Genomic DNA, 20,922 nt, shown 5'->3' on the forward strand with positions numbered 1-20,922 from the left:
ATGACCAAGATGGGTGAAATGGGAAGCTGTCCTTAAAGGTTGCGGAGGTTCAGCCGGGGATAGGGGTGCGGAAGCCGTGAGTGTCGCAAAGCTTTTTGGCCCTGCCATCGACTTTGGAGTCATTATCAATTTCTTCGACTTCGACAGCCCCATCTGTCTTATGCGCAAAGAAGAGAATGGAGGTCGACACGCTGCCACCATCCGTAAGCCCACAAAGGTAGACACTCCCACTTTCTCCTATGCGAGCCATCGCGATCCACACTGTTGGTTCCGTCGAGATGGCAAGGTGCTTCCGGATTGCAAGCTTCAAGGGAGCTACATCGCTAAGCGTGATGTCGTGGGGAAAGGTTTTCTCGGTGGCATCTTGAGCTAATGCCGAACTAGTCCACGCTCCGACGACAATCCATGAAAGAAGAATCAAACCTCGCGTCATCCGAACTCCACCGGTGCAAGTTACTTTTGTGATTAGGATGATTGCGAAGGGAAGGTATACAAGTCGGAAAGCGTCCGCAATGGGTCGGTGAGACCACATGGCACGCGATGCTCCCAGTGAAACTCTGGCAAGAAGTAGATCGCTTAGGGCACTTAGCTAGGTCTCGATACCCTGCTAACTGTCGTCTACGTGCCGAGTCAGTCCTGGTGGGGTATCAAAATGAAAGAGCGTAACTCGGCGATCCTGCATCGGCTCAGTTCCATCGCAAAGAAACAGGCACTGAGCACCACGACACGGCGCTGGACCACAGGTGGGTTGCTCGTCGGGTTCGTGGCTGTGTTTTTCATCCCGGCCATGGGTTTGGCAGTAGCTGGCACTGCGGTCGCAATTTGGGGCTGGGTGGCTGGAGGCGTCGTGGCTATTGGAGGCTTGATCGGGAACGCCTTGGGAGCGAATAAACAGAATCGAACGCTTCATAAGGAAAAGGCCAAATAGGTCTATGGCGCAATGCCCGGCAAGGTGCTTGGCTGGTCACTTTACGGTCCGTCACAATGTTACAAAACGTCTTGTAAGTTGTTGATTTTATTATAGTCAGTCAGAGTTCAATCCTCTCTCACAGCGCCGTATAGCCCTTGAAATGCTGGTTACGAGGGCACTGTATTACGAACCATCTCGCGAGAGCCCTGATCTGCGATTCTATGCAAGATCCTGCCTGAGGCCTCCCACGTGGCAGGGCGCCGTCTTCTGCGGGTCGAGCTTTTTTTCTCAAACCTCAGTTACCGGAGACGAAAGCGCTATAACGTCAGCAGAAGGAGCAATCTGTCATGACGATCATTACTTGCGAGCTTATACACGCCCTGCCGCCATCGGACCGCCGCGTTTTTGGTCGTCTCGAAGCCGCCAGCTACGTGGGTGCCAGCGTCGGCTATTTCGACAAGCTGGTCCGTGCCGGCATCATGCCGCAGCCGTTGCCGCTTCCTGGCGTCAAGCGTTGGGATGTCCGCGCGCTCGACAAAGCGCTTGACGGCTTAAGCGGGATTTCCGAGTCTGAAGTTTCCGACAACGAGTGGGATCGGCTGGTCCAATGAAGCGTAAGCTGCCGAAGCACGTCAAAGCCTTCATTGATCGAACCGGCCGGCCGCGGCACTACTTCAGACATACGAACACCATGTTGCCAGGTCTTCCATACTCGACAGAGTTTATGGACGCTTACAGCGCGGCATTGAAGGCGTGGGAAGCGGGAAGGGCGGCGCCAACGACCATGATCGGTGCCAATCGGATACAGCCGGGCACAATTGCGGCATTGATCCTCTCCTACTACGGCAGCGCAGATTTCAGAAATCTAGCAAAGGCGAGCCAGAAGACATATCGCAACGCACTAGAGCGCCTCCGTGTTGACTATGGCACTGGCTCGGTCGTCAAGCTCGAGCGCAAGCACGTCCTCAAGATGATGGACAAGAAGGGTGAGCACCCGGGCGCCGCCAACGAGCTGCTGAAGATGATGAAGCTCCTGATGGGGCGCGCCATCGATATGGGGATGCGCAAGGAGGATCCGACGCTGCGGATACGGCGCGTGAAAATCAAGTCAGGTGGATTCATCACCTGGGAGGAGGAGGACATCACTGCGTTCTATGAGGCGCATCAAGAAGGCACTCGTGCCCGACTAGCCCTCGACGTTTTGCTGTTCACGGGTCAGCGACGCTCGGATGTGATCGGCATGGGTCGGCAGCACGTCCGGAACGACGTCCTGTCAATTCGGCAGCAAAAAGACAGGCACGGCTGTCTCGATACCGCTTCATCCATATCTCAAAGGCATCCTCGATGCCCGACCTTATGACAACCTCACCTATCTCCTGACGCAATACGAAAAACCGTTCCAGCCGGAATCGTTCACGAACTGGTTCAGGGTCTGCGTCCGCGAAGCGGGTCTGCGCGAGGATCTGGCAAGCGGCGCCATGGGGCTTTCTCCGCACGGTCTGCGTAAGGCATGCAGCCGACGCCTCGCCCAAGCCGGCTGCTCACCTCATCAGATCAAGGCGATCACCGGCCACAAAAAGCTCGATGAGATCGTTCGCTACACCGAGGCGGTCGATCAGATGCGCTTGGCGCACCAGGCGATGAACGCTATTGTCGAGCACGGAGCAGGAACAAAAACTGTCAAACCAAACAATTCGGTTTGACAGTTTTACCCGTAAGTCATTGAAAGCGCTTGGTTGAGAAACGGCTATTCTATACTGAGCCGATACCCAATACCGCGCACGGTCTGCAGCCAGACCGGATTGGACGGATCGCGTTCGATCTTGCGGCGCAGCCGGTTGATCTGGACGTCGATCGTGCGCTCGCCGACCTCGGATTCATCGCCGACAAGCTCATGCCGCGGTATCGTTTCGCCGGCACGCGCAGCGAAGATCGCCAGGATTTCCTGCTCGCGGTCGGTCAGCTTGAGCGCCTCGCCGCCGCGCTTCAGCTCACGCCTGGCGATCTGGAACGTATAGGGGCCAAAGACCAGCTGTTCGACCTTGGGCGTCGTCGCGGGGCCGCCGCGGCGCAGGATATTGTTGATGCGCAGGATCAGCTCGCGCGGGTCGAACGGTTTAGGCAGATAGTCGTCGGCACCGGCCTCGAGCCCGGTGATCCGGCTGTCGGTTTCGGACAGTGCGGTGAGCATCAGGATCGGCACGTTTTTCTCGGCCCGCAGCGCCTTGGTGAGATCGACGCCGCTTTCACCCGGCATCATGACGTCGAGCACGATCAGATCGAAGTCGAGGCCGGCGAGCTTGCGCCTCGCCTCGCCGGAATTTCCGGCGACGGTGACGCGAAAACCGTTTTCGGTCAGATACTGTTTCAGAAGATTGCGGATACGGGTGTCGTCGTCGACCACCAGCAGATGCGGCGCGTCGTCTTCCGGTGCTGTCGGATGATCAACCCTCTCAATGGTCTCCATGGTTTTTCCCTGACATCTTTGCGGGCACAATGTCGATCTGCGCCCTTAGTTCCGGATTTACCATCGCTTCAAGGAACCGTTCGATAACGGCGCGTTCGGTGGCTCCGGAATCTTCCAATGCAGCATGGATGCGGCGCGACTGTGGCCGCGCCAGTGCCAGCGCCAGAGCACGGCCCTTGGCCGTCGGATAAAGCTCGCGCTGGCGGCGGTCGCGGGGGCCCTGCAATTGCACGATATGGTCGGTGTCGATCAGTTGCTTGAGCACGCGCGCCAGGCTCTGCTTGGTGATCTTGAGCACATCGAGGAGCTCGGCGACCGTCAGGCCGGGCCGGCGATTGACAAAATGCAACACCCGATGATGGGCGCGGCCAAAACCGTAATCGGCCAGGATCTGGTCCGGATCGGAGGTAAAGTCGCGATAGGCGAAGAAGAACAACTCGATGATGGCGAAATCGATGCCGTCCTCGTCGGTGATCGCTGTCCTGATCGGCTCTGCGGCTGCGTGGCTCGTCATCTTTTCTCCGTGTGAAGCAGGAAATTATGTCAGCACTATTGACGTATTTTCCGCGCGATGGTAATTTTTGGCAAGCTTTTCGGCGGATTGCGAACGAAAAGGCAAGCGAAGCCGTTTTTTCCGGAACTTCCTGAGTTTGCCAGACCTTAAATATCCGCCTACGCTTTGAGACAATGGCCGCCCGCAGCGGCCGAGGCGAAACACGCAACGACACAATGATGTGCGGGCTGCCGCCCGCGGGAGGTTACCATGGCATCCGTTCCCTTCGACCAACTGGACGGCTTTATCTGGATGAACGGCGAATTCGTCAAATGGGCCGACGCCAAGATCCACGTCTTGACCCACGGGCTGCACTACGCCAGCGCGGTATTCGAGGGCGAGCGCGCTTATGGGGGCGAAATTTTCAAGCTGACCGACCACACCGAACGCCTGCATGAATCGGCGCGCCTGCTTGGCTTCAAGATACCCTACTCGGTCGCCGAGATCGACGACGCCTGCCGCACGCTGTTGAAGAAGCAAGGTTTCCAGGACGCCTATGTCCGGCCGATCGCGTGGCGCGGCAGCGAACAGATGGGCGTTTCCGCACAGAACAGTCGGATCAACTGCGCCATCGCCATCTGGCAGTGGCCAAGCTATTTCGACCCGGCGCAGAAGCTCAAGGGGATCCGCCTCGACATGGCCGAATGGCGCCGCCCCGACCCGCGCACCGCACCGTCGAAATCGAAGGCGGCCGGCCTCTACATGATCTGCACCATGTCCAAGCATGCCGCCGAGGCAAAGGGCTATGCCGACGCCATGATGCTCGACTGGCGTGGCCAGGTGGCGGAAGCGACAGGCGCCAACATCTTCTTCGTCAAGGACGGCAAGATCCATACGCCCAAGCCTGATTGCTTCCTCGACGGCATCACCCGCCGCACGGTTATCGGCCTTGCCAAGGACCGCGGTTTGGAGGTGATCGAGCGCGCCATCATGCCGGATGAGCTTGAAGGCTTCCAGCAGTGCTTCCTCACCGGGACGGCAGCCGAGGTGACGCCGGTTTCGGAGATCGGTCCATACCGATTCGAGGTCGGCGAAATCGCCAAGACGCTGATGAATGACTATTCTGCGGCCGTTCAGCCCAAGCACGCAATCGCTGCAGAATAACGAAAGTCACAGCTTTTTTAACTAGTAAGGGCGGTTTTCGGGCCGCCCCTTTTATTTAAGCGCTTCTGCATTTGACTTTCACACAATTCGGCGTCTCATGATGGGGTCGGCCCGGGAGGCTGGCAGCTATGGAGGGACTGGAAATATGGATATGAACACGCTTCTTCCGATCATTATTCAGGTGATTACGGGTATCATCGGTGGTCAGGCGGTTGGCGCGGCTATCAAGACTGCGGCGATGGGGCAGCTTACCAAAATCCTGGGCGGCGCTGTCGGCGGCGTCGGCGGTGCGGCCATCCTCAACAGTCTGCTGGGTGGCTCGGTCGATCCGGCAGCCGCCGCCACGGCGGCAGGGGCCGGCAGCGCGTTGAACATTTCAAATATCGTTGGCGGTGCCGGCGGCGGCGCCATCCTGACCGGCATCATCGGTGCGGTCATAAACGCGATGAAGAAATAAGCTTTGACGTTTCAGGTTTTCAAATGGGCGGCTTCGGCCGCCCATTTCGTTTGCCGTTTGTGGGAGCGGTGGACGCCGTTCGCGTGTGTCTCTACATCAGGGCCTGGTTCAAGGTTGGAGCACTCCTGACGCGTTCGAGGGGACGCGCAGCGCTCCGACAGCGTGAAAGGACGAATATGGGTCAGCTCAACGCCGGCATCGTGCCGGTCACGCCGTTCCAGCAGAACTGCACCATCCTCTTCGACATGGACGACAGGCAAGGCGTTGTCGTCGATCCGGGCGGCGACATCGACAAGGTGCTGGCGGCGCTCGAGGACAATGCGATCACTGCCGGCGCGATCTGGATCACGCATGGCCATATCGATCATGCCGGCGGGGCCATGGAGTTGAAGGAGGCGCTCGGTATCGAGATCATCGGCCCGCATGCCGCCGACCGGCCGCTGCTCGCCAATCTCGAGAACCAGGCGAAGCGCTACGGCATCACCGATCCCGTGCGCAACTGTGTCCCCGACCGGTTCCTTGCCGAAGGCGAGACCGTTTCGTTCGGCTCGCACGTGTTTGAGGTGCTCCATTGTCCGGGCCACGCACCCGGCCACGTCGTCTACTATAACCGGGCGGCGAAGTTCGCCCATGTCGGCGACGTGCTGTTCCGCGGTTCGGTCGGCCGCACCGATCTGCCAGGCGGCAACCACGCCGCGCTGATCGCCTCGATCAAGGAGAAGCTTTTGCCGTTGGGCGACGACATCGGCTTTATCTGCGGCCATGGTCCCGGCGGCCGTTTTGGTGAGGAGCGGCGGAGCAATCCTTTTCTGGTCTGAAACCGCTTGCCGGAAACAAAAAGCGCGGCCTGTGCGACCGCGCTTTTTTCCGACGGGAAACTGCCTCCGCTAATTGGCGGTGCAGAAATGCTGTTCGCCGTCATAGCCGGTGAACGTGCCGGTACGGGCGTTGAAGCTCCGGTAGCGGTCCGAGCAGTATTCGTACCAGCCGCGGGTCCACGGCTCCGCATAGCTTTCGGCATAGGCCACGCGCGGCTGCACGTAATAACGGCGCACCGGGGCAGGCCTGTAGTATTCATCATCATAGGCCGGGTCGTAATAGCGGGGCTGCGGGCTGGCGAGCGCACCGCCGATCAGGGCACCGGCCGCAAGGCCGAGCACGCCGGCCGCAACGGCGTCGCCGTGGCCGTGGTGGCGGCGGTGATGGCGCCATTCGTCGGCATTGGCCGCGGGCAAGGTCGCAAGCGTGGTCGCAACGACCGCGGCGGACAGGATGGCAGTCTTGAAAATTCGGTTCATGTCGGTCTCCTTCGTGCCGGCCCGGGTCGTTTTCGGGGATGCGGTCCGGCTTTAACGAAGATTAATATGCGACCGTGGCTGAACGGGGGCTGAACGAAATTTGACCAGGCGGTTCATCTAACTGGGCGGTTCAAGCGTGCGGCAAACACCGCAGGCCAGACCGGCCCACGTCCATTCTGTCCGGGGGTGGTTCAGCCGATCGACAGGTTGACGGCTTTCGGACCCTTGCCGCGCTTGTCCGGCTCGGTGTCGAATGTCACTTTCTGCCCATCCTCAAGACCGGGAAGACCCGACGCCTGCACGGCCGAAATATGGACGAAGACATCCTTTGCCCCGTCGTCCGGCGTGATGAAGCCGAAGCCCTTGGCGTGATTGAAGAATTTGACGGTGCCGGTCTGCGGCATGGGAAGCTCCTTTGATCCCACAAGTCCAGTCTCGGGCCGGCAAATGCCCGGACGGAAATTTGTCCTTTATTTTAGTGCCATCGGCAAGAGAAAGTTTTGCGGGTGCGGGCAAGCATCCCGGAACACGAAAGGCGCGACGAAAACCGCCGCGCCTTTACAGAATTCAAGTTCACTCCAAAAGCCTTGCAGCATCCTCACACCCCGAAAGGACGCGCGGCACGCTGTGGTTTCAGGCAGCGCGGAGATTGACCGCTTTCGGACCCTTGCCCATACGGTCGGGCTCGACATCGAAGGTGACCTTCTGACCGTCGACGAGCGTGCGCAGCCCGGAAGCCTCGATCGCCGAGATGTGGACGAACACATCCTTGGCGCCGCCATCGGGCGTGATGAAGCCGAAGCCTTTGGTAGCGTTGAAGAATTTAACGGTGCCGGTCTGGGCCATTGGGGAAACTCCTTCACCCGTGTCAGTCTTGGTGGTTCCGCCCGCCGCCTGGCGCCGTGGGCAAGTCCCGGTGGTTGCTTCGGCAGTCATGCATTGGCGCATGGGTAAAACCCCCCGCCGAAAAACGGGGCTGTCAGAGATTCACAGTATCGGGGAAAGGTCGTCCAAAACGTTCCGCTCTCCGGGTCGCAAATGCCCGAACACAAAATTTATCGCACGGAAACGTGATGCTTGCAAGACACAGCCGCGGGCGGCCCCAACAGGCGCATCCCGACGCATCGCACCGATAGTCCCGGTTCTCTGCGCGGTCATCGGCCAGACTTCACCCAGGCATGGTCCAGCAAGCGGGGCAGGTGCTGTCTTGGCTTGCGCCGGCATACCGCCCTGGCTCGCCAGTTGCAAACAGGGGTTGCATCTGGCAGCGGAATGACGAGGATCGGCCTGACCCAGGCACCATTTGTGCGGGCAGGAGTTTCGAGGGAGGGAACATTCATGCGGTTTCTTGCGGCAATCTTTCCGCGGCAGGTTTTTTCCATCCTGTTCCTGTCGGCAATTCTCGCAGCTTGCACCGTCGTGGTGGATGATGAGGGGCCGGGGCCGCGCCCGCCACGGCCGGGGCCGCAATTCTGCACTAGGCAATATGACCCGGTCTGTGCCCGGCGCGGCGGCGACCGCCAGACCTTCGCCAATGCCTGCCTTGCCGAACGGGCCGGATACCGCATCATTCGCGAGGGCGAGTGCCGCGGCGGTGGTGGCGGCGGCGAGCAGACATTCTGCACCCGCGAATACCGCCCGGTCTGTGCCCGTCGCCATGGCGAACTGCGCACATTCCCCAACGAATGCGAAGCCCGCGCGGCGGACTATCGCGTCGTCGATGACGGGCCCTGCTAGCGCACCGACCTCAGCCTGGCCGGATAAGCACCATCTGGGCCCCGGCGTAGAGCTCAGCGCCGTTCCCGTTGGAGATGCGCAGGCGACGCGGATCTGCGGCATCATCAGCATGTGAAGCAGCGTTGCGGCGCGTCGGCTCAGTTGGCGGGGTTGTCGACCGGTTCGAGATTGTCTTCCGTGGTGACCCGCTCATAGGTCTCCTGATCGCTGCGGATGCGATATTGCGGCGAGCCGTCCTTGACCGGCAGCCGGCTCTTGATCTGGAACAGCTCCGCGGTCTTTTGGGCAAGGCCGGTGCGGCTCTTCATGCGGACGGTCTGGCCGACGGTGAAGATATGCGCCGACGTGTCCGTGCGCCGCGCATTCTGCTGGAAGCGGATCATGTGACATTCTCCTGGTCGTGCCGAAGCGCTGCGTCGAGCTCGGCATGGTCAATGGCGACAAGCTGGCTGGTCGCGCTTTTCACTGTCCTTGCCGGCAGATGGATGAAAGTGGCGACGCGGCGCCAGGCAGGCCAGGACATGCCGTCGATCAGTTCTTCGTCGTGGTCGATGTCATAGTCGCCGGCCGGCTGCATGCCATCCAGCCCGCCAAGCACGAACGGTGCCGCGAAATGCGCTATGGAATGGGTGGTGCGAGCAGACATTCTTGTGCGCCTCGAAGTTCTCGCTTGTGCCTTGAAGTTCTCGTGCCTTGAAGTTTCTTTCCGGCCTGCCCCGGAAGCGGAGCCTGCATTGCGGTACCAGGTGTCGGCGATTTGGATAAGTTTGGCGGGCCGAGAATCCCTGACACCGCGGGGCCAAGCATGACCCAAACGGTTTCATACCTCTAGTCTGAAAATACGACTTATTCAAGAAGTTTTCGGCCTCTTACCCCTACCAACGTCAAATTACTTTTCTATAGTTATCCGCAGAACGATGATACGGTCCCGGAGCACCTCGAAAATTATTTGAAGAACTTCCGAAAAAATTCCTCCGGCATTTGTATTTATCTAGCAATGGAAGGAAGAGAGTCATGAACTCCGCAAGAACACCGGATGTCCCGACAGTTGCAGTCAGTCCTGTCGCAAAGCCGATAAAGGTCTTGTCGCCGCGTCTCACGATAAGAAGCGACGAGGCGGCAAGGCGAAGGATTGCCGACACCGACGGCACGGCGCGGCGGGCGCGCCAGCTTGCCGAAAGCAACCGCCTGATTTGACGCGCAAGCCATGACGCTCAATTTTCCCAATCCCAGCCGCTCCTATGACGCGGCGGCCAAGCGCATTCGTTTCGTCGGCCATGACGGCATGCTCGAAGTCCCGTTCTTTGTCGAGGTCGCGGCACTTTCGGCGGCAAACCCGGCTGTAAGCGGAGCCGAGGCCGAATTTCTCAGCGCCTTCGACGCCAAGCGTTCGTCGATCCACGAGATTGCGCGCCAAGCCTACTCGCACGGCCGCAGGAACATGTATGTGCTGACGCCGGCCGACTTCCGCTAGCTCGGTGGGTTCCGAGGTTCGCTCCCTTGCGACCGCCTCTGCTCTTGCACGCGCCGCAGCGATGGCCTAGATCGCGGCAGGCGGACAACACGGCAGGTTTCCCATCAACAGAGATCCGAGACAACCGGCAGGCGCACGTTACGGCTCAGGCGGGCAGCCACCACTGGGGCTCGACCAGTACGTGCAGCAAGCGCTGCAGTTGCACCAGGCGGGGCGCCGGCAGGAAGCCGAGGCGCTTTACCGACAGGTGCTGGCGCAAAAGGCCAACCACCCGGCTGCTGCGCATTTCCTCGGGCTTCTGCTGCACCAGACCGGGCGCAGCGCTGAGGGGCTGGCGCTGATCGAACAATCGGTGCGTCTGCAACCGAACAATCCGGATTTCCTCAACAATCTCGGCACCGTGCTGCGCGACCTCGGCCGGGTCGCGGCCGCCGCCGATCTCTTCCGCAAGGTGGTGGCGATTCGGCCGGACCAGTTGGCGGCGCGTGACAATCTCGGCTCGTCGCTGAGGCAGCTCGGCCAATTCGAAGGCGCCGAGGATATTTATCGCGGCACGATGGGCCGTAACCCGTTCCATGTCCGCGCCCGCGTCGGGCTTGCCGAAACGCTGCAGGAAGCGGGCCGGCTGGATGAGGCACTGGCTGTTTTTCGCGAGGCGCTGACGATCCGGCCGAAGGATGCCGATCTTTTGCACGGCCTGGGTGTCGGGCTGATGGAAAAGGGCAATCTCGACGAGGCTGCGGATCTTTTCAGGCAGGCGCTGGCTGTGGACCCCGGCATGGCGAGGGCCTGGCTGATGCTTACCCAGGTCAAGCGCCAAAAGGAGCGCGACGCCGAGCTTGCCCGCATGGAGGCGGAGCACGCCAAGGCGCCGCGAGGCAGCCTGGCGCGCATGCAGCTTTCCTTCGGTCTCGGCAAGGCCAATGACGACCTCAGGGAGTATGGCCGCGCCTTCGACTATTTCGCCGAAGGCAACGCGATCCGCCGCCAGGGCATCGACTACGACGCCGGCAAGACGCGCGGCGAGTTCGAGGCGATGAAGGCGGTGTTCGACAAGGCCTTTTTTGAAAGGCACAAGCCGAGCGAGATAGCCGAGGACACTCCGATCTTCGTCGTCGGCATGCCGCGTTCCGGCACCACGCTGGTCGAGCAGATCATCGCCAGCCATCCGCAGGTCTATGGCGCCGGCGAGCTCAGCATATTGAAGACGGCGGTCGGCAAGCAGTTTCCGCTCAGCATGAAGGGCGGCTTTCCCTGGGGCATCGCCGACATGCCCGACAAGGCCTATGCCGAGGCCGGCCAGGCCTATCTCGACATGCTGCACGCCCGCTATCCGGGTTCTCGACACGTCACCGACAAGATGCCCGGCAATTTCCTGTTGGTCGGTTTCATCCACATGATGCTGCCGCGGGCCAAGATCATCCATTGCGCGCGCGATGCGGCGGCGACCTGCCTGTCGATCTACAAGGTGCACTTCCGCGGCGACAGCCATCGCTACGGCTACGATCTCGACGAGCTCGCCGATTTCCACAATCTGTACACCGACATCATGGCGCACTGGCATGCCGTGCTGCCTGATGTCGTGCACGACGTTCGCTACGAGGATTTCGTCGCCGACCAGGAAGGCCGGTCGCGGGCGCTGATCGCCCATCTCGGCCTGCCGTGGGACGACGCCGTGCTGTCGTTCCACGAGACCGACCGGCCGGTGCGAACGGCGTCGGCTGCGCAAGTGCGCCAGCCGATGTATCAGGGCTCGGTCGACCTGTGGAAGCGCTATGGCGACCGGCTGAAGCCGCTGCACGACAAACTTGATCGAGGGGCGCCTACAGCTCGATGAAGGGCTGAAAACCGCCAAAGATCATGCGCTTGCCGTCGAATGGCATGGTCTCCCAGTCCGACTTGAGGCGCGGGTCGGCCATCACCTTGGCCATCACCGCGTCGCGGCTCTGGCGCGATTCGTAGACCACCCACGAGAAGATGACGACCTCGTCGTCCTTGGCCTGTACGGCGCGCGGGAACGAGGTGAGCTCGCCATAAGGGATGTCGTCGCCGACGCATTCGACGTAGGCAAGAGCACCGTGCTCCTTCCAGACGGCGCCGCCGGTTTCCGCCAGCTTCTTGTAAGCATCGAGCTTTGCCTTCGGTACGGCAAGTACGAAACCGTCGACATAGGACATCTGATTTCCTCCATGCGATCGTTTTCCTCTCCCTCTGGAGCGGGAGAGGTGATTTCAGACACAGCCTGTGTGGAATGCTAAGCTGCTTTCACCGGTGCGTTCATTGCCCATTCGACGCCGAACGGATCACGCATATTGCCCCAGCGATCACCCCAGAACATCACTTGCAACGGCACGACTTCCTCGCAGCCCGCCTCGATGGCCCGCTGCCACCAGGCGTCGATGTCGTCGCTGCCGAGATGGAGCTGCATGGTGTAGCCCTGCGGCTTCACAGCGGCCATTCCATGCTCGGGATAGAAGTCGGAAAGCATCAGGGTCGAACCGTTGATGTGGAGATGGATATGCATGGTACGGCCCTGTTCGTCCGGCGGATAGGCAAAGACCTGCTCGGCACCGAAGGCCTTTCGGTAAAATTCGGCGGCTTTGAAAGCGCCATCCAACTGAAGGTAGGGCGTCAATCCGCCAAGCACTTTGGCGGCGGGCTGGGTCTGCGGCTGGTCATTCATGTCATGCTCCTCTTTGCGTCTGGTTTGCCTTTGCGAACCACAGGACGAACGGAACGGCGACGATCCTACACGGCCGATGGTTTTTTGGATTTGAAATGGCGCCTGCCGCGACGGCCAACTGCCACCTTCAACCTTCGATGCGAATCCGCGGGCTGTTTTGCGCGTCGACGACGATTTCCGGCCAGCCAATATCTTTGCGCAGCTCGATCGGCAATGACAGGATGGCGCGTTCGCTGCGATAACGGGCGCGAGCCGCCGAGTAACGCGTTACGGCGTGACCTATGGATGACAGAATGGACATGATGCTTTCTCCTCGATTGGCGCCGGCATCACCGTGTCGGCAACCTAAGGACGTGGCATGCGATCATCATCCGACAGAGCGCCGGATTTTTTCCGCAATTTTTTAACCGCCGGCTTCGGCTACCTCCCGGAAGAAAGCTTCCGGGTCGTCGACCTCGGTCAGCCGCCGTTTCTCGATCAGCCAGAAGCGGTTGCCAACCGCGCGGATGAAGGAGCGGTCGTGCGAGGCAAGCAGGCAGCTCGCCTGATGTTCCAGCAATTCCGCTTCCAGCGCCTCCTGGCCATCAATATCGAGGTGGTTGGTCGGCTCGTCGAGCAAATAGAAGTTGGGATTGGCGAGCCTCAGCGCCAGCATCATCAGCCGCGCCTTTTGCCCACCGGACAGCACGCCGATCCTTCGCTCCTGCATGTCGATGCTGACGCCGGCGCCCGCGAGCAGCGAGCGGGCGCGCTGCTCGCCGACGTCGAATTTGCGCGAGAGCATCGCCAGCGGCGTGTCATCGCCGTCGATGCCGGACAGCGCCTGGTCGCTATGACCGAGCACGGTCGACGGTGTCACCTTCAGGCTTTGCGCCGCCGTTTCCGGCTCGACGATGGCGTTCCGGATCAGGCCGATCAGCCGTGATTTGCCGACGCCGTTACGGCCGAGCAGGACGATGCGGTCGCCTTGGCAGATGTGGCGCTTGCCGGTGCTGAACAGAACCGTGCCGTCAGGTGTTCCGACCACCAACTCGTCGAGCGTGATCAGCACCTTGGCATGGCTGCCGCGGTTGGCAAGCTTGATCGCGCCCGCCGACTTTTCGCGGTGTGCCGGCGCTGCCGCTTCTTCCAGGCGCTCTGCCCGCTGGTTGAGCTGCTTGGTCTTGACCGTCAAAAGGTCGCTGCCGGAATTGATGCCGATATTGTTGAGCTTGGCCGCTTGCCGGCGCAGCTGCTGCGCCACTTTCATGTCGCGCTGGAACTTGCGTTCGGTCGAGGCGTCGACCTCGTCCAGCGCAAGCCTCGCCCGCGAATAGGGCAGCGAAAACACCGGTGATTGTTCGGGACGCAGGAACAGCGTGCGGTTGGTCGTGGCATCGAGGAACGCCCTGTCATGGCTGGCGATCACCACCGGCACCTCGCGCGGCAGCGCGTTCAGCCAGGTCTCGAGCTGGCTGATCTTGCCGAGGTCGAGATGGTTGGTCGGCTCGTCGAGAAGCAGGACGTCGGGATCGGTGACCCAGACGCGGGCGATCAACGCCAGCCTTTGCCAGCCGCCGCTCAGCGCCTGCATTGGCCGCCCGCGCATCGGTTCTGGCACGTCAAGCGAGTCAAGAACCACATCGACGCGCCATTGTTCGCTTTCGACCTGTCCGGCCGGCAAGGCATCAGCGACCACCTGCTGGAAGCTGCGCCCGGCCAGCGCTGCCGGGACGACTTGCTCGACATAGCCGACGCGCAGGCCGCGCGTACGGGTGATGTCGCCTGATGTCGGCTCCATCTCGCCGGTCAGGCACTTCAGCAAAGTGGATTTGCCGCGCCCATTGGCGGCGACGATGCCGAGCCGGTCGCCGGTGCCGATGGTGAGGTCGAGGTTGGAAAACAGCGGCGCATTCAGGGTGACGCCGAGGGATTTGAGGCTGATCAGGGCCATTTTGATTTCTCTGGTCTTGCCGGAGCCCGGCTCAATGCACTTTGACGGTGCACGTGCCAGCCATTAGGCTCGGCATTGCGCACCACGAAGGGCAGACCAAAAAATCGAAGCGGGGAAAAACCCGGACCGTCCCTGGTCAGCCCTGCAAGCTAGCTCGCAGGGCAAAGACAGGGCCGCGCTGACGGTGGTGAGAAAATAACACGCAGCCCTCCTTTCAAGACGTTCGAGTTGTAGAAACTGGCTACACCAAGGCTAGGGCCGATGGCAAGTGGCTAGGCTCCCCCTTCTCCACTTGTGGGAGAAGGTGGCCGCGAAGCGGTCGGATGAGGGGTGCTCCAGCTTGGCACCGACGGCGATCCGTCCAGCACCCCTCAACCGTCTCGGCGCTGCGCGCCGATCCACCTTCTCCCCCAAGGGGAGAAGGGAAGCTCGCTAGCGTCCCGGGCGCCCCGTCTTGCCGGGGCGGCGCTTTTCACGGCGGGCGTCGGCCGGGTCTTCGTAGGAGCCGATACCACTGCGCTGGCGGACAATGGGTTTGGCGGAATCGTTGCGTTCCTTTGCGCCCCCCTCTGCCCTGCCGCGCATCTCCCCCACACGGGGGGAGATCGGCTGTGGTTTCGCTGGCACCTTTCCTTCGACCGGCTTTTCCGTCCGCCGCACGGTCATCTCGTCGAGCGAGTTCTTCTTGAATAGCGGCTTGGTCGGTTCGCCCGGGATGCCGAAGTCGGAGCCGTGCGCCTCTTCGGCCGACTGCTTCTTGAACAGCGAACGCGACACTGCGCCGGCCGGGGTCGGCATATCCGTGCCCGGCCCCATGGCGTCGAGCGAGGGCTTCGAAAACAGCGGCTTCTTCACCGGCACGGCGCCGTCGGCGCCCATCTCGTCGAGTGCCGGCTTGCGGAAGAGGTTGGGCCGGGCCGCCTCTTCGGCCGAACGTGCCTCGTCGAGCTTGCGGAAACGCTCCTGTTCCTCCGATGTACGGTGTTTGGCCACGCCCTTGTTGTGCTTGCCCTTTTCGCGGCCCGAGACCGGGCTTTCCATGTCGGCATATTTGGCCAGCGGATCGTCGGAGATGGACAGCTCCATCTCGCGCAGCCGCTTGATCTCGTCGCGGATACGGGCTGCCTTCTCGAAATCGAGATTGGCGGCGGCATCGCGCATCTGCTTGTCCAGGGCGTCGAGATGCGCTTTCAGATTGTTGCCCATCATGGCGCCGGCGCTGTCGGTGAACTGCGAGATATCGGCGCGGACATGATCTTTTTCGTAGACCGAGTCCAGGATGTCCGAAATGCGCGACTTGACCGATTCCGGGGTGATGCCGTTGGCCGCGTTCCACTCCATCTGCTTTTCGCGACGGCGGTTGGTCTCGGCCATTGCCCGCTCCATCGAGCCGGTGATCTGGTCGGCATAGAGGATGACCTTGCCGTCGACGTTTCTGGCGGCGCGGCCGATCGTCTGGATCAGCGATGTCTCGGAGCGCAGGAAGCCTTCCTTGTCGGCGTCGAGAATGGCGACGAAGCCGCATTCGGGAATGTCGAGGCCTTCGCGCAGCAGGTTGATGCCGACCAGCACGTCGAAGGCGCCGAGGCGCAGGTCGCGCAGGATCTCGATACGCTCCAGCGTGTCGATGTCGGAGTGCATGTAGCGCACGCGAATGCCCTGCTCGTGCAGGTACTCGGTCAGGTCCTCGGCCATGCGTTTGGTCAGCACGGTGACCAGCGTGCGGTAGCCCGCCTTGGTGGTCTCGCGGATTTCGCCGACGACGTCGTCGACCTGCGTCTTGGCCGGGCGCACTTCGACCGGCGGGTCGATGAGGCCGGTCGGGCGGATAACCTGTTCGGCGAAGACGCCGCCGGACTGTTCCATCTCCCAGGCGCCGGGCGTCGCCGAAACCGCGACGGAGAGCGGGCGCATGGCGTCCCATTCCTCGAAGCGCAGCGGCCGGTTGTCCATGCAGGACGGCAGGCGGAAACCATACTCGGCCAGCGTTGCCTTGCGACGAAAGTCGCCGCGATACATGCCGCCGATCTGCGGTATGGTGACATGGCTTTCGTCGATGAAGACCAGCGCATCGTCGGGGATGTATTCGAACAAGGTCGGCGGCGGATCGCCCGGCTTGCGGCCGGTCAGATAGCGCGAGTAATTCTCGATGCCGGCGCAGGACCCGGTCGCCTCAAGCATCTCCAGGTCGAAGCGGGTGCGCTGCTCAAGCCGCTGCGCCTCAAGCAGGCGGCCAGCCTTTTCAAGCTCTTGCAGGCGATACTTCAGTTCTTCCTTGATCGACTTGATGGCTTGATTCAAGGTCGGGCGCGGTGTGACATAGTGCGAATTGGCGTAGATCTTGACGCTCTTCAGCTCGCCGGTCTTCTGGCCGGTCAGCGGATCGAACTCGGTGATCGCCTCGATCTCGTCGCCGAACAGCGAGATGCGCCAGGCGCGGTCCTCGAGGTGGGCCGGGAAGATCTCGATCGTGTCGCCGCGCACCCGGAACGAGCCGCGGACGAAGTTGATGTCCTGGCGCTTGTATTGCTGGGCGACGAGGTCGGCGAGCAACGCGCGCTGGTCGAGCCGGTCGCCGATCTGCATCTGGAAGGTCATCGCCGTATAGGTCTCGACCGAGCCGATACCGTAGATGCAGGACACCGAGGCGACGATGATGACGTCGTCGCGCTCGAGCAGTGAGCGCGTCGCCGAATGGCGCATGCGGTCGATCTGCTCGTTGATCGAGGATTCCTTCTCGATGTAGGTGTCGGTCCGGGGCACATAGGCCTCAGGCTGGTAGTAGTCGTAGTAGCTGACGAAATACTCGACGGCGTTTTCCGGGAAGAATTTCTTGAACTCGGAGTAGAGCTGCGCGGCCAACGTCTTGTTGGGCGCCAGGATCAGAGCGGGGCGCTGCGTCTCCTCGATCACCTTGGCCATGGTGAAGGTCTTGCCCGAGCCGGTGACGCCGAGCAGCACCTGGGTACGGTCGTTGCTGGTGACCCCCTCGACGAGATCCTTGATCGCCGTCGGCTGGTCGCCGGCCGGCTCGAAATCCGAGACCATCCTGATGGCGATGCCGCCTTCGGATTTCTCAGGCCGGGCAGGGCGGTGCGGCGTCCACAGCACGCCGTCCTTGTGCAGCGGATTGCCGGATTCGATCAGCGCCGACAGCGCCGCGACGGTCGCGGTGACGCCGCCCGAGGCCATGGTCTCGGCCTCTTCCAGGGAGACATCGAGGCCGGCGACGGGATTGAGACCGGCCGCGGTACGCTCCCGCGCCGAAGCCGCGCCGCCCATCGAGGTGCCGCGTGCCGTACGGCCGGGGGAAGAGGAGCGTTCGGGGATTTTCTTGGCAGACTTGGCGCCTTCCCTCCCCCTCGAGGGGAGGGTGGCGGCGGAGCCGCCGGGTGGGGTCGGTGCGGCAGTGCTCGGCGACCCTTGATGCCGAGCGCTTCCTTTGCCGACCCCCTCTGTCGCCTTCGGCGACATCTCCCCCTCGAGGGGGGAGATTTGACGCCCTTCCTTCTCGGCTTCCTGCTCGATCTGCTCGGCCCAGTCGGCAATCGAGCCGGTCAGCGGCGCGCCGGTGAATTCGGCCTGCGGCGCTTCGGCAAAGCCATGCAGCGGCTCCGAGGCATCGAGGAAATCGGTCAGCGGACTGCGCCGCTTGTGCGGCGAAGCGCGCTCGTCATTCGCCGGCGGCGGCGTTTTCTTGTCGGAGAGTCTGGCCATGGCCCCGAATATGGGAGGTATCGGCCAAAATGGAAAGAGCGGAGTGGTGAAGGGTGCCGCGCGCAATTTGGCTGCTGACAGCAGGCTGTCAGGAGCAACGTCGAAGTGCGCCGCTCAATTAAACCACAGCGCAAATGTCAGAAACCCGGCGCCGCCGAATTGGCGCTGGATCTGATCGAACTCCTCGCTGGTGAGAATCTTCCCGCGTTCTAGATAGGGCGCGATGGCCGGGCCGGTGATCGACAGCACCAGGTCGAAGGTTTTTGGCTCATCAAAGAAGCGCTTCATGTTGATGCCTTTGTCGGCGCTGCGGAAATGCGGCAGCAAGGTGCGGCCTTCCAGAAGATCCTCGGCCATATCAAGGGCGGCGAGCCAGGCCTGTACCTGCTGCTCACCAACTTCGAGACCGGTCAGCGGGCTGGTGCCTTTCTGCTGCGGCCCCGGCAGCCATTCGCGGTCATTGTCGGTTTCGGCGCGGATGGCTTTCCAATCCTCGCGCGACAGCCGGATCATTTCCATGAGATGGCGGCGTGCCGCTTGCCGGCGCTCAGGCTCGACCACTTGCCAGTTAATGAGATGCACCAGGGAGATGAAATCGGCGAGACGCCATTCGGACGACAGAATGCTGCCGCCCATGCCACCGTCCAGCGGAACGAGCGTGTCCTGCAGTGGCAGTTTTGCGCGCGGGAACAGCATGTGGAAGGAGCCGTCGAACGTGTTTCTGAAATCATGCGCCAGCCAGAAGTCGGCCTGCGCCATCAGGAACTCGGCATAGCCCTGCAGCCAGTAGCCGTCGGCCCGGTCGAAGCGGAAGGTGAGGGCTGGTGCGGCCGCGTCTGGCGCACCGCCGCCGCGTGACAGAGACGCCATGATCGCCGCGGCGCTTTCGTCCGGCGCGATCGTGCCGTCCTCGTTGAGGTCGATGCCGAGGCGGGTGAGGTCGATGACCATGCCGATGTCAGCGTCGGCGGGTACCGAACCCAGCGTGGCTGCGGATTTCTCCAGCCGGTCGCGGAAGGCGACGAGAATGGCGCGGAATTGTTCGTAGGTCAGCGGCTCGGGATTGGCATTGTCCGGCACCGGCAGCCGCATCAGCGGCAGCATGAAGGATTGCGGGCTGTCGAAACCGTGGCGGTGCAGGCCGCCGGCCAGTATCTCCAGCGCGGTGAAGAATTCGCCGGCGCCGGCGGCATAGGCGGCTGCCGGATCGCCCGGCGCGGCGGCTTCCAGAGCGGCAAGAGCGCTGTCGCGCTCAGTCACGGTTTTTGCCTCGAACAGGGCCGCCGGTTCGGGAGCCGCGGCGCTGGGTAACGCCAGCCGCAGGAGAAGAATGATGGCGCACGCCACCAGCCTGGAAAAACGCTTCATCGTGATCGCCCCTTTTGTCGCTCCGCAGTGGATCATACACGCATTTGGTTCGCTGCGCCTGTGGCCTGCGGTTCACCCACAACAGTCGACGCTTCAATCAATCCGGCGGACGGTCTACACAAGGCAAACGATTGGGCGTCGCGTGTCGAACTATCCGCTTTCCTATAAACTGTCGTGGCTGCCGCGTTTTCTCCGGCCTTCGCTCAATGGCGACGCGCGCGGCTTTGCTCCGGCGGCCGCAGCCCTGCTCGAACCACTGCCGGCGCGGACGGTGCGGCTGGCTTTCGTCGGCGATATCTCGGCGGTGGCCAATCGCCGCGCGCCAGACTGCGATCCGGCGATTGCGGCACTGCTTGCCTCGGCCGATCTGGTGGTCGGCAATTGCGAAAGCCCGGTGGTGGAGCGGCCGAGCGCTGTTTGGGGCACCAGGCTCGGCACGCACCACGCGATGAGCGAGCGGTTCCTTGCCGAGGCGCTGGCCGCCGCCGGCATTTCGCGTGAAAAACTGGTGCTGTCGCTGGCCAACAACCATGTGCTCGACCAGGGTATTGCCGGCTTCGACGAGACCGTCGCCGCGCTGGAGCAATTAGGCATCCGCACGATCGGCAGTGCGGCTCCGGTCGAGCGGTTTGCGGTTGGTTCGCTGACCATAGGCCTTGCCGCCTTTACCTTGTGGCGCAATACCGACGAGGCTCAGTTGGCGGGCCGAGTCTCGATGCAAGCCGATCCGACGCAATGGCCGCACGCTGCCGCTTCGGGTGTCGACCTCCTCTGCGCGGTGCCGCATTGGGATTGGGAATTCCGGCATTTTCCACGTGCGAAGACGCGGGCAATGGCGCGACTTCTGGCCGAACATGGCGTCGGCCTGGTCGCCGGGCATCATGCCCATGTCGTGCAGCCGATCGAGCGGATCGGCAAGACGCTCGTCGCCTATGGGCTCGGCGATTTCATCGGCACCGCCTTCGCGCGCCAGCCATGGCCCGGCCGCATCGGCGCCATTCTCGTCGTCGACATCGGCGACGATCCCGGCACGCGCGGGGCCATTGCCGCCTACCGGCTGCATGCCTTCATGCGGCTGCGCGCCGGCGATCACGAGCGGCTGATGCCGGTTGAAACGCTGGCGGGAAAATCCAGGCAAAGGGTTCTGGCCCGCCTCGATGCAATCTTCGGTGCCGGGCGCTGACAGCTGCGCTGACGCGGTCCACCAAACCGGCTATCATG

At 62.0% G+C, this 20,922-nt stretch carries 26 protein-coding genes; 12 read left to right on the forward strand and 14 right to left on the reverse strand.

Annotated features, from left to right (window positions below; genetic code table 11):
- Positions 1 to 49: 49 nt before the first annotated feature.
- The gene (locus NKI08_RS28485; protein WP_352774260.1) at positions 50 to 433 is read right to left on the reverse strand and encodes a hypothetical protein; all 384 of its coding nucleotides are present in this window, start codon (positions 431 to 433) and stop codon (positions 50 to 52) included.
- Positions 434 to 652: 219 nt separating this feature from the next.
- Between NKI08_RS28485 and NKI08_RS28490 the strand changes: the two genes are divergently transcribed.
- The 4 genes from NKI08_RS28490 (at position 653) to NKI08_RS28505 (ending at position 2,613) form a co-directional block, all read left to right on the forward strand.
- A complete protein-coding gene (locus tag NKI08_RS28490; protein WP_352774262.1) occupies positions 653 to 928 on the forward strand; it encodes a hypothetical protein in 276 nt (91 codons plus the stop codon).
- Positions 929 to 1,257: 329 nt separating this feature from the next.
- Entirely contained in the window at positions 1,258 to 1,521 is a 264-nt protein-coding gene (locus NKI08_RS28495; RefSeq protein ID WP_352774264.1) for an XRE family transcriptional regulator, read from the forward strand.
- On the forward strand, positions 1,518 to 2,270 hold the full coding sequence (locus tag NKI08_RS28500) for a site-specific integrase (protein WP_352774266.1): 753 nt from the start codon (positions 1,518 to 1,520) through the stop codon (positions 2,268 to 2,270). Before NKI08_RS28495 ends, NKI08_RS28500 begins: the two co-directional genes overlap by 4 nt.
- Positions 2,248 to 2,613 carry a tyrosine-type recombinase/integrase gene (locus NKI08_RS28505; RefSeq protein WP_502899679.1) on the forward strand — a complete coding sequence of 122 codons (366 nt, stop codon included), beginning with the start codon at positions 2,248 to 2,250 and terminating at the stop codon, positions 2,611 to 2,613. The genes NKI08_RS28500 and NKI08_RS28505 overlap by 23 nt, the downstream gene beginning before the upstream one ends.
- A gap of 44 nt (positions 2,614 to 2,657) precedes the next feature.
- On the opposite strand, the gene NKI08_RS28510 is transcribed toward NKI08_RS28505, so the two are convergent.
- A complete protein-coding gene (locus NKI08_RS28510) occupies positions 2,658 to 3,377 on the reverse strand; it encodes a response regulator (RefSeq protein ID WP_352565812.1) in 720 nt (239 codons plus the stop codon).
- The gene (locus NKI08_RS28515; protein ID WP_352456926.1) at positions 3,364 to 3,891 is read right to left on the reverse strand and encodes a MarR family winged helix-turn-helix transcriptional regulator; all 528 of its coding nucleotides are present in this window, start codon (positions 3,889 to 3,891) and stop codon (positions 3,364 to 3,366) included. The genes NKI08_RS28510 and NKI08_RS28515 overlap by 14 nt, the downstream gene beginning before the upstream one ends.
- Positions 3,892 to 4,140: 249 nt before the next feature.
- Here NKI08_RS28515 and NKI08_RS28520 point away from each other — a divergent pair, with 249 nt between their 5' ends.
- The 3 genes from NKI08_RS28520 (at position 4,141) to NKI08_RS28530 (ending at position 6,309) form a co-directional block, all read left to right on the forward strand.
- Positions 4,141 to 5,034, forward strand: coding sequence for a branched-chain amino acid aminotransferase (locus NKI08_RS28520; protein WP_352450493.1), 894 nt, complete (start codon positions 4,141 to 4,143; stop codon positions 5,032 to 5,034).
- Between the two features lie 145 nt (positions 5,035 to 5,179).
- Positions 5,180 to 5,491: a hypothetical protein gene (locus tag NKI08_RS28525; protein ID WP_352774312.1), complete on the forward strand. Its 312-nt coding sequence runs from the start codon at positions 5,180 to 5,182 to the stop codon at positions 5,489 to 5,491.
- A 176-nt stretch (positions 5,492 to 5,667) separates the two neighbouring features.
- Positions 5,668 to 6,309 (forward strand): MBL fold metallo-hydrolase, encoded by a 642-nt coding sequence (locus NKI08_RS28530; RefSeq protein ID WP_352774269.1) that lies wholly within the window; start codon positions 5,668 to 5,670, stop codon positions 6,307 to 6,309.
- Between the two features lie 69 nt (positions 6,310 to 6,378).
- On the opposite strand, the gene NKI08_RS28535 is transcribed toward NKI08_RS28530, so the two are convergent.
- The 3 genes from NKI08_RS28535 to NKI08_RS28545 form a co-directional block, all read right to left on the reverse strand.
- Positions 6,379 to 6,789 (reverse strand): BA14K family protein, encoded by a 411-nt coding sequence (locus NKI08_RS28535; protein ID WP_023678410.1) that lies wholly within the window; start codon positions 6,787 to 6,789, stop codon positions 6,379 to 6,381.
- 191 nt (positions 6,790 to 6,980) lie between these two features.
- A complete protein-coding gene (locus NKI08_RS28540) occupies positions 6,981 to 7,193 on the reverse strand; it encodes a cold-shock protein (protein WP_006202521.1) in 213 nt (70 codons plus the stop codon).
- 229 nt (positions 7,194 to 7,422) lie between these two features.
- On the reverse strand, positions 7,423 to 7,635 hold the full coding sequence (locus NKI08_RS28545) for a cold-shock protein (RefSeq protein ID WP_006202520.1): 213 nt from the start codon (positions 7,633 to 7,635) through the stop codon (positions 7,423 to 7,425).
- 492 nt (positions 7,636 to 8,127) lie between these two features.
- Between NKI08_RS28545 and NKI08_RS28550 the strand changes: the two genes are divergently transcribed.
- Positions 8,128 to 8,526, forward strand: coding sequence for a Kazal-type serine protease inhibitor family protein (locus NKI08_RS28550; protein ID WP_352774270.1), 399 nt, complete (start codon positions 8,128 to 8,130; stop codon positions 8,524 to 8,526).
- Between the two features lie 137 nt (positions 8,527 to 8,663).
- On the opposite strand, the gene NKI08_RS28555 is transcribed toward NKI08_RS28550, so the two are convergent.
- Both NKI08_RS28555 and NKI08_RS28560 read right to left on the reverse strand, forming a co-directional pair.
- Entirely contained in the window at positions 8,664 to 8,909 is a 246-nt protein-coding gene (locus tag NKI08_RS28555) for a hypothetical protein (RefSeq protein ID WP_352774272.1), read from the reverse strand.
- Positions 8,906 to 9,172, reverse strand: a complete 267-nt coding sequence (locus NKI08_RS28560) for a hypothetical protein (RefSeq protein WP_352469759.1) — start codon at positions 9,170 to 9,172, stop codon at positions 8,906 to 8,908. The genes NKI08_RS28555 and NKI08_RS28560 overlap by 4 nt, the downstream gene beginning before the upstream one ends.
- 368 nt (positions 9,173 to 9,540) lie before the next feature.
- Between NKI08_RS28560 and NKI08_RS28565 the strand changes: the two genes are divergently transcribed.
- From NKI08_RS28565 to NKI08_RS28575, 3 genes are all read left to right on the forward strand, one after another.
- Positions 9,541 to 9,723 carry a hypothetical protein gene (locus NKI08_RS28565; protein WP_023678406.1) on the forward strand — a complete coding sequence of 61 codons (183 nt, stop codon included), beginning with the start codon at positions 9,541 to 9,543 and terminating at the stop codon, positions 9,721 to 9,723.
- Between the two features lie 10 nt (positions 9,724 to 9,733).
- Positions 9,734 to 10,000 carry a DUF1488 family protein gene (locus NKI08_RS28570; RefSeq protein WP_352774275.1) on the forward strand — a complete coding sequence of 89 codons (267 nt, stop codon included), beginning with the start codon at positions 9,734 to 9,736 and terminating at the stop codon, positions 9,998 to 10,000.
- Positions 10,001 to 10,181: 181 nt separating this feature from the next.
- Positions 10,182 to 11,837 carry a tetratricopeptide repeat-containing sulfotransferase family protein gene (locus NKI08_RS28575; RefSeq protein WP_352541021.1) on the forward strand — a complete coding sequence of 552 codons (1,656 nt, stop codon included), beginning with the start codon at positions 10,182 to 10,184 and terminating at the stop codon, positions 11,835 to 11,837.
- On the opposite strand, the gene NKI08_RS28580 is transcribed toward NKI08_RS28575, so the two are convergent.
- The 6 genes from NKI08_RS28580 to NKI08_RS28605 form a co-directional block, all read right to left on the reverse strand.
- A complete protein-coding gene (locus tag NKI08_RS28580) occupies positions 11,824 to 12,177 on the reverse strand; it encodes a DUF1428 domain-containing protein (RefSeq protein ID WP_352774276.1) in 354 nt (117 codons plus the stop codon). The two genes, NKI08_RS28575 and NKI08_RS28580, sit on opposite strands and share 14 nt — an antisense overlap.
- 77 nt (positions 12,178 to 12,254) lie before the next feature.
- Positions 12,255 to 12,683: a VOC family protein gene (locus tag NKI08_RS28585; RefSeq protein WP_352541022.1), complete on the reverse strand. Its 429-nt coding sequence runs from the start codon at positions 12,681 to 12,683 to the stop codon at positions 12,255 to 12,257.
- Between the two features lie 127 nt (positions 12,684 to 12,810).
- Positions 12,811 to 12,984: a hypothetical protein gene (locus NKI08_RS28590; protein ID WP_023719167.1), complete on the reverse strand. Its 174-nt coding sequence runs from the start codon at positions 12,982 to 12,984 to the stop codon at positions 12,811 to 12,813.
- Positions 12,985 to 13,086: 102 nt separating this feature from the next.
- Positions 13,087 to 14,616 carry an ABC-F family ATP-binding cassette domain-containing protein gene (locus NKI08_RS28595; RefSeq protein WP_352469763.1) on the reverse strand — a complete coding sequence of 510 codons (1,530 nt, stop codon included), beginning with the start codon at positions 14,614 to 14,616 and terminating at the stop codon, positions 13,087 to 13,089.
- Between the two features lie 432 nt (positions 14,617 to 15,048).
- Positions 15,049 to 18,333 carry an excinuclease ABC subunit UvrB gene (gene uvrB, locus NKI08_RS28600; protein ID WP_352774279.1) on the reverse strand — a complete coding sequence of 1,095 codons (3,285 nt, stop codon included), beginning with the start codon at positions 18,331 to 18,333 and terminating at the stop codon, positions 15,049 to 15,051.
- 114 nt (positions 18,334 to 18,447) lie between these two features.
- Positions 18,448 to 19,701 (reverse strand): hypothetical protein, encoded by a 1,254-nt coding sequence (locus NKI08_RS28605; protein ID WP_352774281.1) that lies wholly within the window; start codon positions 19,699 to 19,701, stop codon positions 18,448 to 18,450.
- Positions 19,702 to 19,843: 142 nt separating this feature from the next.
- Here NKI08_RS28605 and NKI08_RS28610 point away from each other — a divergent pair, with 142 nt between their 5' ends.
- The gene (locus NKI08_RS28610; protein WP_352774313.1) at positions 19,844 to 20,884 is read left to right on the forward strand and encodes a CapA family protein; all 1,041 of its coding nucleotides are present in this window, start codon (positions 19,844 to 19,846) and stop codon (positions 20,882 to 20,884) included.
- The last annotated feature ends 38 nt before the right edge of the window (positions 20,885 to 20,922 follow it).

Source organism: Mesorhizobium sp. M0768 (assembly GCF_040320195.1).
In the GTDB taxonomy this organism is placed as follows: domain Bacteria; phylum Pseudomonadota; class Alphaproteobacteria; order Rhizobiales; family Rhizobiaceae; genus Mesorhizobium.

Bases quoted from the DNA above. Each gene is read 5' to 3' on its own strand.
- NKI08_RS28485 (WP_352774260.1), bottom strand. From the start codon at position 433: ATGACGCGAGGTTTGATTCTTCTTTCATGGATTGTCGTCGGAGCGTGG.
- NKI08_RS28490 (WP_352774262.1), top strand. From the start codon at position 653: ATGAAAGAGCGTAACTCGGCGATCCTGCATCGGCTCAGTTCCATCGCA.
- NKI08_RS28495 (WP_352774264.1), top strand. From the start codon at position 1,258: ATGACGATCATTACTTGCGAGCTTATACACGCCCTGCCGCCATCGGAC.
- NKI08_RS28500 (WP_352774266.1), top strand. From the start codon at position 1,518: ATGAAGCGTAAGCTGCCGAAGCACGTCAAAGCCTTCATTGATCGAACC.
- NKI08_RS28510 (WP_352565812.1), bottom strand. From the start codon at position 3,377: ATGGAGACCATTGAGAGGGTTGATCATCCGACAGCACCGGAAGACGAC.
- NKI08_RS28515 (WP_352456926.1), bottom strand. From the start codon at position 3,891: ATGACGAGCCACGCAGCCGCAGAGCCGATCAGGACAGCGATCACCGAC.
- NKI08_RS28520 (WP_352450493.1), top strand. From the start codon at position 4,141: ATGGCATCCGTTCCCTTCGACCAACTGGACGGCTTTATCTGGATGAAC.
- NKI08_RS28525 (WP_352774312.1), top strand. From the start codon at position 5,180: ATGGATATGAACACGCTTCTTCCGATCATTATTCAGGTGATTACGGGT.
- NKI08_RS28530 (WP_352774269.1), top strand. From the start codon at position 5,668: ATGGGTCAGCTCAACGCCGGCATCGTGCCGGTCACGCCGTTCCAGCAG.
- NKI08_RS28535 (WP_023678410.1), bottom strand. From the start codon at position 6,789: ATGAACCGAATTTTCAAGACTGCCATCCTGTCCGCCGCGGTCGTTGCG.
- NKI08_RS28540 (WP_006202521.1), bottom strand. From the start codon at position 7,193: ATGCCGCAGACCGGCACCGTCAAATTCTTCAATCACGCCAAGGGCTTC.
- NKI08_RS28545 (WP_006202520.1), bottom strand. From the start codon at position 7,635: ATGGCCCAGACCGGCACCGTTAAATTCTTCAACGCTACCAAAGGCTTC.
- NKI08_RS28550 (WP_352774270.1), top strand. From the start codon at position 8,128: ATGCGGTTTCTTGCGGCAATCTTTCCGCGGCAGGTTTTTTCCATCCTG.
- NKI08_RS28555 (WP_352774272.1), bottom strand. From the start codon at position 8,909: ATGATCCGCTTCCAGCAGAATGCGCGGCGCACGGACACGTCGGCGCAT.
- NKI08_RS28560 (WP_352469759.1), bottom strand. From the start codon at position 9,172: ATGTCTGCTCGCACCACCCATTCCATAGCGCATTTCGCGGCACCGTTC.
- NKI08_RS28565 (WP_023678406.1), top strand. From the start codon at position 9,541: ATGAACTCCGCAAGAACACCGGATGTCCCGACAGTTGCAGTCAGTCCT.
- NKI08_RS28570 (WP_352774275.1), top strand. From the start codon at position 9,734: ATGACGCTCAATTTTCCCAATCCCAGCCGCTCCTATGACGCGGCGGCC.
- NKI08_RS28580 (WP_352774276.1), bottom strand. From the start codon at position 12,177: ATGTCCTATGTCGACGGTTTCGTACTTGCCGTACCGAAGGCAAAGCTC.
- NKI08_RS28585 (WP_352541022.1), bottom strand. From the start codon at position 12,683: ATGAATGACCAGCCGCAGACCCAGCCCGCCGCCAAAGTGCTTGGCGGA.
- NKI08_RS28590 (WP_023719167.1), bottom strand. From the start codon at position 12,984: ATGTCCATTCTGTCATCCATAGGTCACGCCGTAACGCGTTACTCGGCG.
- NKI08_RS28595 (WP_352469763.1), bottom strand. From the start codon at position 14,616: ATGGCCCTGATCAGCCTCAAATCCCTCGGCGTCACCCTGAATGCGCCG.
- uvrB (WP_352774279.1), bottom strand. From the start codon at position 18,333: ATGGCCAGACTCTCCGACAAGAAAACGCCGCCGCCGGCGAATGACGAG.
- NKI08_RS28605 (WP_352774281.1), bottom strand. From the start codon at position 19,701: ATGAAGCGTTTTTCCAGGCTGGTGGCGTGCGCCATCATTCTTCTCCTG.